This window comes from Kocuria rosea subsp. polaris, assembly GCF_001483755.1.
Taxonomy (GTDB): Bacteria; Actinomycetota; Actinomycetes; order Actinomycetales; family Micrococcaceae; genus Kocuria; species Kocuria cellulosilytica.
Genome location: NZ_LQBK01000033.1, coordinates 141,352 through 153,734, shown reverse-complemented (window position 1 = coordinate 153,734; position 12,383 = coordinate 141,352). Strand labels below are relative to the sequence as shown.

Genomic DNA, 12,383 nt, shown 5'->3' with positions numbered 1-12,383 from the left:
GCCGTGCTCACCATCGACAACGTCCACAAGACGTTCTTCGCCGGGACCGTCAACGAGCGGCGCGCCCTGGCCGGCGTCTCGCTGACCCTGGAGGAGGGCGACTTCCTCACCGTGATCGGCTCCAACGGCGCCGGCAAGTCCACGATCCTCAACGCCATCTCCGGGACGCTGATCCCGGACACGGGCACCGTGCGGGTCGACGACACCGACGTCACCCGGCTGCCCGAGCACAAGCGCGCACGGTACCTGTCCCGCGTGTTCCAGGACCCCATGAAGGGCTCCTCGCCCACCATGACGGTCGAGCAGAACATGGCGATCGCGCTCCAGCGGGGGAAGTCCCGCGGCCTCGCCCCGGGGCTGACGAACGCACGCCGCCGGCTCTTCCGCGAGAAGCTGGCCAGCCTCGAGCTGGGCCTGGAGAACCGGTTGGGCGCCAAGGTGGGCCTGCTCTCCGGCGGCCAGCGGCAGGCCCTGTCCCTGCTCATGGCGACGTTCTCGGAGCCCCGCATCCTGCTCCTGGACGAGCACACGGCGGCCCTCGACCCGCAGCGCGCGGACCTCGTGTCCCGGCTCACCGCGGACATCGTGGCCGAGCAGAACCTCACCACGGTGATGGTCACGCACAACATGGACCAGGCCCTGCGCCTGGGCAACCGGCTCATCATGATGCACGAGGGCCGGATCCTCTTCGAGCTCGACGCCGAGCAGAAGCAGACTATGACCGTGCCCGGACTGCTCGAGCAGTTCCGCCGGCTGCAGCCGGGATCGGGGCAGGAGGCGTTCGACGACGCTACGCTGTTCGAGAGCGTCAAGACCGAGGACGGTTCCTGACCGGCCGCCGCAGCCCGACGACGGTCCCGGACCGGCACGGACGGCGACGGGGCGGGCCGGCTGCGGCCCGCCCCGTCCCGCACGTCCGGGCCGTCCGCCCGGCCCCGTCCAGCACCAGGAGAGCACCACCGTGAGCCAGACCCCCGATCCGCGCCACCCCCGCCGCCGGCGCACCGGGGGGTGGCTGCTGGCCGTGGGCGTGCTGGCCCTGTTCCTCTCGACCTTCACCGTGCCGGAGGCCATCCACCTGATCGCGCGCGTCTCCGCGGGAGAGGCCGAGAGCCTGAGCGGGCGCGGGGTGGTGGTCACCGTCGTGGGCGCCGTGACCCTGCTCGGCGGCGGCGCCCTGGCGATCGCCGGGTTCAACTGGCGCCGCTCGGCGGGGGAGGGGCCCAGCGCGGAGGACCGGATGCTCGACGAGCAGTACGGGGACGGTCCGGTGCTCCCCTTCGACCCGGAGCGCTTCCGCCGCCCGGGACCGGGAGACCCCGGCGCCCCCGAATGACGCGCCGTCGCCGAGGACGGCCGATCGGCCTAGACTCGACGCATGCACAATCAGCCTACTGATGGTCCGGGGCTCAAGAAGCACGTCACCGGGCCGCTCCTGTTCCTGTTCATCCTCGGCGACGTCCTCGGCGCCGGGGTCTACGCCCTCGTGGGCATCATCGCCGGCGAGGTGGGCGGCGTCACCTGGGCCCCGATGCTCGTGGCCCTGCTGCTCGCCCTGCTCACGGCCGCGTCCTACGCCGAGCTCGTCACCAAGTACCCCCGGGCGGGCGGCGCGGCGGTCTTCGCCCACCGCGCCTTCCGCGTCCCGGTCGTGTCCTACCTCGTCGGCTTCTGCATGCTCACCGCCGGTGTGGTGAGCGCGTCCGCCCTGGCCCTGGCGTTCAGCGGGGACTACCTCGCAGTGTTCGTGGACGTGCCCCCCGCTGCCGGGGCCATCGTGTTCCTGATCGCCATCGCCCTGCTCAACGCGCGCGGGATCAAGGAGTCGCTGCGCGCCAACGTCGTCATGACGGCGCTCGAGGTCTCCGGACTGGTGCTGGTCGTCGTGGCCGTCGCGGTCATGCTCGGCGGCGGGGGCGGCGACGTCGGGCGCGCCGTGCGGTTCGGCGAGGAGGTCGACCCGCTGCTGGGCGTGCTGGGCGCCGCCCTGCTCGCGTACTACTCCTTCGTGGGCTTCGAGACCTCGGCCAACATCGCCGAGGAGGTCCGTGACGTGACCCGGGTCTACCCCCGGGCCCTGTTCGGTTCCCTGCTGGCGGCCGGGGCGATGTACGTGCTCGTCGGCACGGCGGCCTCGGTGGCCCTACCGGCCGACCGGCTGGCGGCCTCGAGCGCCCCGCTGCTGGACGTCGTGACGGCCACCGGGGTCCCGGTGCCGGGCTGGCTGTTCAGCCTGCTCGCCCTCGTCGCGGTCGCCAACGGCGCACTGCTGACCATGATCATGGCCAGCCGCCTCACCTACGGCATGGCGGTGCAGGGGCTCTTCCCCGCCGTGCTGGGCCGGGTGCTCCCGCGGCGCGGCACCCCGTGGGTCGCCATCGTCGCGACGACCCTTGCCGCGCTGGCCCTGACGCTCACCGGCGGGGTGGCCGTCCTGGCGGAGACGGTGGTGCTGCTGCTGCTCGTCGTCTTCATCAGCACGAACGTCGCCGTTCTCGTGCTGCGCCGGGAGCCGGTGGAGCACCGGCACTTCCACGCCTGGACGCCCCTGCCGGTGCTCGCCGTCCTGTCGTGCCTGGTCCTGCTGACGCAGCTGGAGGCCGGGGTGTGGGCCCGCGGCGGGATCGTCCTCGCCGTCGGCGTGCTGCTCCACGTCGTCGCCCGGGTCCGCGGCGGACGTCCCGTCCGGTACCGGACGGTGGAGGAACCAGTGGCCGAGCGTCCCGCGGGGCGCCGCTGAACGCCCCGTGCCCGGTGCCGCCGGGACCGTCGCAGAGCATGCGGTCCACGGCGTCCCGGTCCCGGTCTCGGGTCGCGGGATCTCGGCCGCCTCCGCCGGGGCCCGTGGGGCGGGCCGCCCGGACCCCGGGCACGACGAAGGCCCCGGACCGCTCGGTCCGGGGCCTTCGTCCCATGGGTGCCCGCGGTAGGATTCGAACCTACGGCCTTCTGCTCCGGAGGCAGACGCTCTATCCCCTGAGCTACGCGGGCCTTTCACCGCCTCAGCGATGAACCTCGACGATACTAGCAGGTTTCCGGGGGTGCTCGTCGACCACCCCGGCACGGGCGCTCCACGGCGCCCGGTTACACTGGTCCGGTGACTCCAGAACAACTTTCTCTCGCCGTATCCGCATGCCTTCAGGACGCCGTGGCCCAGGGCGAGCTCGCCCTCGCCGACGGCGCCCGGCTGCCGGAGGTGCGGATCGAGCGACCGAAGAACCGGGAGCACGGGGACTGGGCGACCAACGTGGCCATGCAGCTCGCGAAGAAGGTGGGGCAGGCGCCCCGGGACGTCGCCGCCGTGGTCAGGGACCGGCTGCAGGACACCGCGGGCGTGGCCGCCGTCGACGTGGCCGGCCCGGGCTTCCTCAACATCACCCTGGACGCCGCCGCCGCCGGGGAGATCGCCCGGACCGTCGTGGAGCAGGGCGAGGCCTTCGGCCGGGCACGGTCGATGGCCGGGACGGCGGTCAACCTCGAGTTCGTCTCCGCGAACCCCACCGGCCCCGTCCACCTGGGCGGCACCCGCTGGGCCGCCGTCGGCGACTCCCTGGCCCGAGTGCTCGAGGCGCAGGGCGCGGACGTGGTCCGCGAGTACTACTTCAACGACGCCGGCGCGCAGATCGACCGCTTCGCCCGTTCCCTGCTGGCCCGCGCCCAGGGCGAGCCCGCCCCCGAGGACGGCTACGGCGGGGAGTACATCACCGACATCGCCGGACGGATCGTCGCCGAGAACCCGGGCGTCCTCGACTCCGGGGACCCGCAGGAGGCGTTCCGCGCCGCGGGCGTCGAGCTGATGTTCGCCGAGATCAAGTCCTCGCTGCACGACTTCGGCGTGGACTTCGACGTGTACTTCCACGAGCAGTCCCTGTTCGACAACGGCGCCGTGGAGACGCTCCTCGAGCAGCTCAAGACCTCCGGCGCCCTCTACTTCGCCGACGGCGCGTGGTGGCTGCGCTCGAGCGCCTACGGGGACGACAAGGACCGCGTGGTCGTGAAGTCCGACGGCCAGGCCGCCTACATCGCCGGGGACATCGCCTACTTCAAGGACAAGCGGGACCGCGGGGCGGACCTGTGCATCTACATGCTCGGCGCCGACCACCACGGCTACGTGGCCCGGCTCAAGGCCGCCGCCGCGGCCCTGGGGGACTCCCCGGACAGGGTCGAGGTGCTCATCGGCCAGATGGTGAACCTCGTCAAGGACGGTGTCCCTGTGCGGATGTCCAAGCGCGCCGGGAACGTGGTGACCATGGAGGACCTGGTCGAGGCCGTCGGCGTGGACGCCGCCCGGTACTCCCTGACCCGCTTCTCCGTGGACTCGAACATCGACATCGACCTGGGCCTGCTGACCCGCCGGTCCAACGAGAACCCGGTCTTCTACGTCCAGTACGCCCACGCCCGCACCTGCGCCGTGGGGCGCAACGCCGCGGCGGCGGGCGTCGCCCGCACGGACGGGCGGGGCGAGGCCGTGTTCGACGCGGCGCTGCTCGACCACCCGCTGGAGGGGGAGCTGCTGGCCGCCCTGGGCCAGTACCCGTCGGTGCTCGCCCAGGCCGCCGAGTTCCGCGAGCCGCACCGCGTGGCCCGCCACCTCGAGGTGCTGGCCGGGACCTACCACCGCTGGTACGACGCCTGCCGCGTGGCGCCGCAGGGCGAGGACGAGATCACCGACCTGCACCGCACCCGCCTGTGGCTCAACGACGCCGCACGCCAGGTCCTGGCCAACGGCCTGGGCGTGCTCGGCGTGTCCGCACCGGAGAGGATGTGATCGCATGACCGTCGACCGGACCACCCGCACCGGGGGCTCCGCCCTGGCCCCGGCCTGGCTCACCGTGCCCGAGGACCTCGACGCGCTCGACCCCGTGATCTGGCCCGAGGCGTTCCGCCGCGGGGCGGACGGCGTCCTGGCCGTCTCGGGGATCCCCGTGACCGAGCTCGCCGAGCGCTACGGCACCCCCTCGTACGTCTACTCCGAGGACACCTTCCGGGCCCGCGCCCGCGAGTTCCGCTCCGCCTTCACCGAGGCGTTCGCGCGGATCGGCGCCGAGGTCTCCGTCTACTACGCCGGCAAGTCCTTCCTGACCACCGAGGTGGTGCGCTGGCTGCGCGAGGAGGGCCTCAACGTGGACACCGCCTCGGGCGGGGAGCTGGCCGTCGCCCTGCGCGGCGGCATGGAGCCCGCCCGGATCGCCCTGCACGGCAACAACAAGTCCGCCGCCGAGATCACCCGCGCCCTGGACCACGGCCTCGGCCGGATCGTCGTGGACTCCCTCGCCGAGATCGAGCTCGTCGCCCACCTGGCGCGCACCCTCGGCGTCGTCGCCCCCGTGCTGATCCGCGTCACCCCCGGCGTGCACGCCTCCACGCACGAGTTCATCGCCACCGCCCACGAGGACCAGAAGTTCGGCCTGTCCCTGGCCGCGCCCGCGGGCGGCGGGGACAGCCCCGCGATGCAGGCCGTCGCGGCGTGCGTCCTGGAGCCGGAGCTGGACCTGCGCGGCATCCACTGCCACATCGGCTCCCAGATCTTCGACGCCGACGGCTTCGGGATGGCCGCCGAGCGGGTGCTCGCCTTCATGGCCGACGCCGACGAGCGCTTCGGCCTGACCCTGCCGGAGCTCGACCTCGGCGGCGGCTACGGCATCGCCTACACCGAGGCCGACACCCCGCGCCCGGCCCGCGAGATCGCCGAGGCCCTCGCGGACCGGGTGGCCACCACGGCCCGGTCCCTGCGCATGGCCGTCCCGCACCTGTCCATCGAGCCCGGCCGCGCGATCTCCGGGCCCGCCGCGTGCACCCTCTACACCGTGGGCACCCTCAAGACCGTCACGGCGGAGTCCGGTGCACCGCGCCGGTACGTCTCCGTGGACGGCGGGATGAGCGACAACGCCCGGCCCGTGCTCTACGGGGCCGACTACACCGCCGTGCTCGCGAACCGCCGCGCCGAGGGGGACCCGGTGCTCTCCCGGGTGGTGGGCAAGCACTGCGAGTCCGGCGACATCGTGGTCCGGGACGTCTACCTGCCGGCGGACCTCGCCCCCGGGGACGTCCTGGCGGTGCCGGCCACCGGTGCCTACTGCTGGGCCCTGTCCAGCAACTACAACTGGATCGCCCGCCCGCCGGTCGTCGCCGTGCGCGCCGCCGGGGACGTGCCGGAGGCACGGCTCATCGTGCGGGGCGAGACCGAAGAAGACCTGTTCGCCCGCGACCTGGGAGCCTGATTGACCGCTTCGACCCCTGAGACCACCCGCCCGCCCTCGACCGTGAAGGTCGCCCTGCTCGGTGCCGGCAACGTCGGCGCCGAGGTGGCGCGGACCCTGCTCGACCACGGACCCGAGTTCGCCGCCCGCGTGGGCGCGTCCGTCGAGCTCGTCGGCATCGCCGTGCGGGACCGCACCGCCCGGCGGACCGTCGAGCTGCCCGAGGACCTGCTCACGACCGACGCCGAGACCCTCATCGACGCCGCGGACGTGGTCATCGAACTCACCGGGGGCATCGAACCCGCCCGCAGCCGCATCCTGCGGGCCCTGCACGCGGGCAAGCCGGTGATCTCGGGGAACAAGGCGCTCATCGCCCGGCACGGCCGCCAGCTCCAGGACGCGGCCGACGCCGCCGGCGTGCCCCTGTCCTACGAGGCCGCCGTGGCCGGTGCGATCCCGATCGTGCGGCCCATGCAGGACTCCCTCGCGGGGGACCGGGTGGACCGTGTGCTGGGCATCATGAACGGCACCACGAACTACATCCTCGACCAGATGGACACCACGGGTGCGGCGTTCGACGACGCCCTCGCCGAGGCGCAGCGCCTCGGCTACGCGGAGGCGGACCCCACGGCCGACGTGGAGGGCCACGACGCCGCGGCGAAGGCCGCCATCCTCGCGTCCCTCGCCTTCCACTCGACCTTCACCATCGACGACGTGTACTGCCGCGGCATCACCGGGGTCACCGCCGCCGACGTCGCCGCCGCCCGCGAGGCCGGCTACGTCATCAAGCTCCTGGCGGTCTGCGAGCGCTGCGCGGACGGCGTGAACCTGCGGGTCACCCCCACCATGATCCCGCGGGAGCACCCGCTGGCCGGCGTGCACGGGGCCTACAACGCCGTGTTCGTCGAGGCCGCGAACGCCGGGTCCCTCATGTTCTACGGTGCGGGCGCCGGCGGTGCCGCCACCGCCTCGGCCGTGCTGGGCGACTTCGTCTCGGCCGCGCGCCGGCTCGTGCTCGGCGGCCCCGCGCAGGGCGCGGACCCCCACGCGCAGCTGCCCGCCGCGCCGATGGACGACGTCCGCACGAGCTTCTCGATCACCCTGACGGTCCAGGACCGGCTCGGCGTCCTGGCGCGGATCGCCCAGGTCTTCGCGGACCACGGCGTGTCGATCTTCACGATGCAGCAGAAGGACCACCCGCACGGCGACCCGCAGCTGTCGGAGATCCGGCTGGTGACCCACCGGGGCGCCAACAAGGACCTCGTGGCGACCGTGGACGCCCTGCGCGAGCTGCCCTTCGTCGAGGAGATCGCCGGCGTGATCCGCGTGGAGCACGCCGACTGAGACCACCCCGGCGGTGCCGCCCGCGACCGGGCGGCACCGCCTCCGGAGACGGCGCCGCTCCCGCGAACGGCACGGCCGCCGCCCCGCACCGCACGAGCCCCCCGCGCACCACCGAGTCCACAGGAAGAGATCCAGCACATGGCACACGTCTGGCAGGGCGTCATCAACGAGTACCGGGACCGGCTGCCGGTCTCCGGGTCCACCGAGGTCATCACGATGGGGGAGGGAGGCACGCCGCTGATCCGGGCGCGCGCCCTGTCGGAGCTCACCGGCAACACCGTCTGGCTGAAGTTCGAGGGCATGAACCCCACCGGCTCGTTCAAGGACCGGGGCATGACCATGGCCATCACGAAGGCCAAGGAGGAGGGCGCCGAGGCCGTCGTGTGCGCCTCGACGGGCAACACCTCCGCCTCCGCCGCGGCGTACGCCAAGCAGGCCGGGCTCACGTGCGCGGTGCTCGTGCCCGAGGGCCGGATCGCCATGGGCAAGCTCTCCCAGGCCGTGGCGCACGGCGCGGACATCATCCAGGTGGACGGCAACTTCGACAACTGCCTCGAGGTGGCCCGCAAGCTCTCCGAGTCCTACCCCGTGTTCCTCGTGAACTCGGTGAACCCGTACCGGATCGAGGGCCAGAAGACCGGGGCGTTCGAGGTCGTCGACACCCTCGGCGACGCGCCGGACCTGCACATCCTGCCGGTCGGCAACGCCGGCAACATCACCGCGTACTGGAAGGGCTACCAGGAGTACGCCCAGCCGTACGACTCGCCGACGGCGGGCGAGCTGCCCGCGGTCTCGACGAAGCTGCCCGTGATGTGGGGCTTCCAGGCCGAGGGGGCCGCACCGCTGGTCCTCGGCCACCCCGTGACGGAGCCCGAGACGATCGCGACCGCCATCCGGATCGGCAACCCCGCGTCCTGGGACTCCGCGATCGCGGCCCGCGACGAGTCCGGCGGGCTCATCGGCTCGGTCTCCGACGACGAGATCCTGGCCGCCCACCGGTGGCTCTCGGCCCGGGAGGGCGTGTTCGTCGAACCCGGGTCCGCCGCGGGCGTCGCCGGCCTGCTCCAGAAGCACGCCGCGGGGGAGGCCCCCACGGGGAGGACGATCGTCATCACCGTGACCGGCCACGGGCTCAAGGACCCGCAGTGGGCGATCAAGGCCGCCGAGAAGGAGGACCCCGCGCTGGTCGAGCCCCAGCGCGTGCCCTTCGACGTCGTGGCCGTCGCGGCCGCCCTGGGCCTGGAGTAGTCCCGGATGTTCGAGATCGGCCAGCGGGTCACGGTGAGCGTGCCCGGCTCCACCGGCAACGTGGGCCCCGGCTACGACAGCCTGGGGCTGGCGCTGGGCCACTACGACGACCTCGCCGTGACCGTGACCGGGGGCGGGCTGGAGTTCGAGCTCCACGGCGAGGGCTCCTCGTCCGTGCCCCGGTCCGCGGAGCACCTGGTGGTCCGCGCCATGCGGGCCGCCTTCCGGGCCGCGGGCGTCGAGGAGCTGCCGGGCCTGCGGCTCGAGGCGACCAACCGGATCCCGCACGGCCGCGGCATGGGCTCGAGCGCCTCCGCCGTGGTGGCGGGCGTGCTCGCGGCGAACGCGCTGCTGCCGGCGGACCGCGTCCTCGACGGCAACCGCCTGCTCCAGGTCGCGGCCGCCATGGAGGGCCACCCCGACAACGTGGCCCCGTCCCTCTACGGGGGCCTCGTGATCTCCTGGACCGACGCGGACGGCTACCGCAGCGCCCCCGTGACCGTCCACGAGGACGTGGTCCCGGTGGTCGCGATCCCCGACTTCGAGGTGCCCACCCGGCTGGCCCGGTCCCTGCTGCCCGCGACCGTCCCGCACCACGACGCCGCGGTCAACGCCGGGCGGACGGCCCTGCTCGTCGAGGCCCTGACGCGTCGCCCCGAGCTGCTGCTGCCCGCCACGGAGGACCGGCTGCACCAGCCGTACCGGGCCTCGGCCATGCCGCCGAGCGCCCGGCTGATGACCGCGCTGCGGGAGCGCGGGCTCCCGGCCATGATCTCCGGGGCCGGACCGACGGTCCTGGTCCTGGCCGCGGACCGGAACGAGGCGCAGCAGACGGAACGGGCCCTCGAGGAGCTGGTGGGGCACAATGCCGACACCGGTTCCGTCTCCTGGCGTGTCCTCCGTCTGCGGGTCGACGGCCAGGGTGCTAAGCTGGAGAGGCACCCGCAGCAGATCCAGGGGTAGGAGACCGCGCCCGGCGCGGTGAGGACAGCGGGCATCATGAGGGGCAGCGCCCCGGTCCGGTGCCCGGCGGTCCTCGGCTCCACCACCTCAGATCCTCCGGTGATCCCCCGCCGGCACCGGCTTCTTCGATGCCGTCGGCGCACCGGTCCGCACCGACACGGGCCGGAGCGCACCACGATCCTGCGGGCAACACCTTGTTCGCCCAGGCTGCCGCGCCCTGAAGTGCGCCCCGCCGCAGGCGGCCCGCCGTCGCGGCCCGCCGGGAACCATCCACGGTCCTGGACTCTGAGATCCATGGGCCCCCCACCGAGGGAGAAGGACACTTCGTGACCGAGACCACCGACCTTTCCACGGGTACGGAAGAGACCACCACCACCGATCCCCGGAACGCGGGCCTGTCCGCGCTCAAGCTGGCGCAGCTCCAGGCGCTCGCCTCCCAGCTCGGGATCACCGGCGCCCGCCGGATGCGCAAGAGCCTGCTGGTCGACGCGATCGCCGCCCACCAGCGCGGCGGGGCCGTGGCCGACCGGGACAAGGCCGTCGAGGAGAAGATCGCGCAGACGGTCGAGAAGACCGCCGACGGCAGCGCCGACCAGGGTGCCGCCCCGGCCGCCGAGCGGACCGGCGCGGACGCCGCCCAGGGCACCGAGAGCGCCGAGCCGCAGCGGCGCACGCGCTCCCGCCGGGCCACGAGCACCGGCGTGGTGCCGGCCGTCGAGCAGCAGGGCACCGGGCAGCAGGGCACCGAGCAGCAGAGCACCGGGCAGCAGGCGACCGGGCAGCAGGCGACCGAGCCGGGAACCACCGAGCCGCAGCAGGCCGAGCGCTCCGCCCAGGACGCGTCCGGCTCCGAGGGCGAGGGTGGCCGCGGCCGCAACCGCAGCCGTCGCAACCGCAACCGCGACGACAGCGGCCAGAACGCCGGCGGCCAGAACGGCGGCGGCCAGGACGCCGGACAGAGGTCCGAGGAGCCGCGCTCCGCCGAGGTCCGTGACGACGACCAGCCCAAGCAGGACCGTGGCCGCAACCAGAACCGCGGTCAGGACAACCGCGGTCAGGACAACCGCGGTCAGGACAAGGGCGGCCAGGACAAGGGCGGCCAGGACAAGGGCGACGGCCGCGGCAAGCGGGACAACCGCTCCGAGGGCGGGAAGTCCCAGGACGGCAAGGGTCAGGACAACCGCGGCCAGGACAACCGCCAGGACAACCGCCAGGACAACCGCCAGGACAACCGCCAGGACAACCGGGGCCAGGACGGTGACGGCGGCAGCCGCCGCAGCCGCCGCAACCGCAACCGCAACGACCGCGACCGGGACCGCAGCGACCGCAACGACCGGGCCGAGCGCAACGAGCGCCGCAACCGCCGCGGGCGCAACGCCGGTCCCGAGGTCGACGACACGGAGTTCACCGAGGACGACGTCCTGCTGCCCGTCGCGGGCATCCTGGACGTCCTCGACAACTACGCGTTCGTGCGCACCTCCGGCTACCTGCCGGGCCCGAACGACGTCTACGTCAGCCTCGCCCAGGTCAAGAAGCACAACCTGCGCAAGGGCGACGCCGTGGTGGGCGCCATCCGCGCCCCCCGCGAGGGCGAGCAGCAGAACAACACGCGGCAGAAGTTCAACGCGCTGGTCCAGCTGACCACGGTCAACGGCAAGAAGACCGAGGAGAACAAGGACCGCGTGGACTTCGGGAAGCTGATCCCGCTGTACCCGCAGGAGCGGCTGCGCCTCGAGACGGAGCCCAAGAAGATCGGGCCCCGCGTCGTCGACCTCGTCGCGCCCATCGGCAAGGGCCAGCGCGGGCTGATCGTCTCCCCGCCGAAGGCCGGCAAGACGCTGATGCTGCAGGCGATCGCCAACGCGATCACCACGAACAACCCCGAGGTCCACCTCATGATGGTGCTCGTCGACGAGCGCCCCGAGGAGGTCACGGACATGCAGCGCACGGTCAAGGGCGAGGTCATCGCCTCGACCTTCGACCGCCCGGCGGACGACCACACCACGGTCGCCGAGCTCGCGATCGAGCGGGCCAAGCGGCTCGTGGAGATGGGCATGGACGTGGTGGTCCTCCTGGACTCCATGACCCGCCTGGGCCGTGCCTACAACCTCTCGGCCCCCGCGTCCGGGCGCATCCTCTCGGGCGGCGTGGACTCCGCGGCGCTGTACCCGCCGAAGAAGTTCTTCGGCGCGGCCCGCAACATCGAGAACGGCGGCTCGCTCACCATCCTCGCGACCGCCCTCGTGGAGACGGGCTCCAAGATGGACGAGGTCATCTTCGAGGAGTTCAAGGGCACCGGCAACATGGAGCTGCGCCTGTCCCGCTCGCTCGCGGACAAGCGGATCTACCCGGCCGTGGACGTCAACTCCTCGGGCACCCGCCGCGAGGAGAACCTCCTGTCCCCGGACGAGATCAAGATCATGTGGAAGCTGCGCCGGGTCCTCTCCGGGCTCGACCAGCAGCAGGCCCTCGAGCTGCTCACGAACAAGCTGCGGGACACCCAGTCCAACACCGAGTTCCTGCTCCAGGTGCAGAAGACCACGCTGTCGGCCCGCGTCGAGAGCGACCGCTAGCACGCCCGCAGCCGCCGCGGCCCGGTCCGGATCCCGGACCGGGCCGCGGCGGCGT

At 73.1% G+C, this 12,383-nt stretch carries 9 protein-coding genes and 1 tRNA gene; 9 read left to right on the top strand and 1 reads right to left on the bottom strand.

Annotation, left to right across the window (positions count from 1 at the left end):
* Nucleotides 1-3 precede the first annotated feature (3 nt).
* The 3 genes from AVL61_RS12930 to AVL61_RS12920 all read left to right on the top strand — a co-directional run bounded on the left by AVL61_RS12930 (nt 4) and on the right by AVL61_RS12920 (nt 2,740).
* The gene (locus AVL61_RS12930) at nt 4-831 is read left to right on the top strand and encodes an ABC transporter ATP-binding protein (protein WP_058874723.1); all 828 of its coding nucleotides are present in this window, start codon (nt 4-6) and stop codon (nt 829-831) included.
* A 130-nt stretch (nt 832-961) separates the two neighbouring features.
* Nucleotides 962-1,336 (top strand): hypothetical protein, encoded by a 375-nt coding sequence (locus tag AVL61_RS12925; protein WP_058874722.1) that lies wholly within the window; start codon nt 962-964, stop codon nt 1,334-1,336.
* A gap of 42 nt (nt 1,337-1,378) precedes the next feature.
* Nucleotides 1,379-2,740: an APC family permease gene (locus tag AVL61_RS12920; RefSeq protein WP_058874721.1), complete on the top strand. Its 1,362-nt coding sequence runs from the start codon at nt 1,379-1,381 to the stop codon at nt 2,738-2,740.
* A gap of 178 nt (nt 2,741-2,918) precedes the next feature.
* Here AVL61_RS12920 and AVL61_RS12915 read toward each other — a convergent pair.
* A tRNA-Arg gene (locus AVL61_RS12915) sits at nt 2,919-2,991 on the bottom strand.
* A gap of 106 nt (nt 2,992-3,097) precedes the next feature.
* Between AVL61_RS12915 and argS the strand changes: the two genes are divergently transcribed.
* From argS to rho, 6 genes are all read left to right on the top strand, one after another.
* Complete coding sequence (gene argS, locus AVL61_RS12910) at nt 3,098-4,768, top strand: arginine--tRNA ligase (protein ID WP_058874720.1); 1,671 nt, start codon at nt 3,098-3,100, stop codon at nt 4,766-4,768.
* Between the two features lie 4 nt (nt 4,769-4,772).
* A complete protein-coding gene (gene lysA, locus AVL61_RS12905; protein WP_058874719.1) occupies nt 4,773-6,221 on the top strand; it encodes a diaminopimelate decarboxylase in 1,449 nt (482 codons plus the stop codon).
* Entirely contained in the window at nt 6,222-7,544 is a 1,323-nt protein-coding gene (locus AVL61_RS12900; protein ID WP_058874718.1) for a homoserine dehydrogenase, read from the top strand.
* Nucleotides 7,545-7,682: 138 nt separating this feature from the next.
* A complete protein-coding gene (gene thrC, locus AVL61_RS12895; RefSeq protein WP_058874717.1) occupies nt 7,683-8,792 on the top strand; it encodes a threonine synthase in 1,110 nt (369 codons plus the stop codon).
* A 6-nt stretch (nt 8,793-8,798) separates the two neighbouring features.
* Nucleotides 8,799-9,755, top strand: coding sequence for a homoserine kinase (gene thrB, locus AVL61_RS12890; RefSeq protein WP_058874716.1), 957 nt, complete (start codon nt 8,799-8,801; stop codon nt 9,753-9,755).
* A gap of 326 nt (nt 9,756-10,081) precedes the next feature.
* The gene (gene rho / locus AVL61_RS12885; RefSeq protein WP_058874715.1) at nt 10,082-12,328 is read left to right on the top strand and encodes a transcription termination factor Rho; all 2,247 of its coding nucleotides are present in this window, start codon (nt 10,082-10,084) and stop codon (nt 12,326-12,328) included.
* Nucleotides 12,329-12,383: the final 55 nt, after the last annotated feature.

Excerpts from the sequence above, each read along its gene's own strand:
- AVL61_RS12920 (WP_058874721.1), top strand. The coding sequence starts at position 1,379 with ATGCACAATCAGCCTACTGATGGTCCGGGGCTCAAGAAGCACGTCACC.
- lysA (WP_058874719.1), top strand. The coding sequence starts at position 4,773 with ATGACCGTCGACCGGACCACCCGCACCGGGGGCTCCGCCCTGGCCCCG.
- thrC (WP_058874717.1), top strand. The coding sequence starts at position 7,683 with ATGGCACACGTCTGGCAGGGCGTCATCAACGAGTACCGGGACCGGCTG.
- thrB (WP_058874716.1), top strand. The coding sequence starts at position 8,799 with ATGTTCGAGATCGGCCAGCGGGTCACGGTGAGCGTGCCCGGCTCCACC.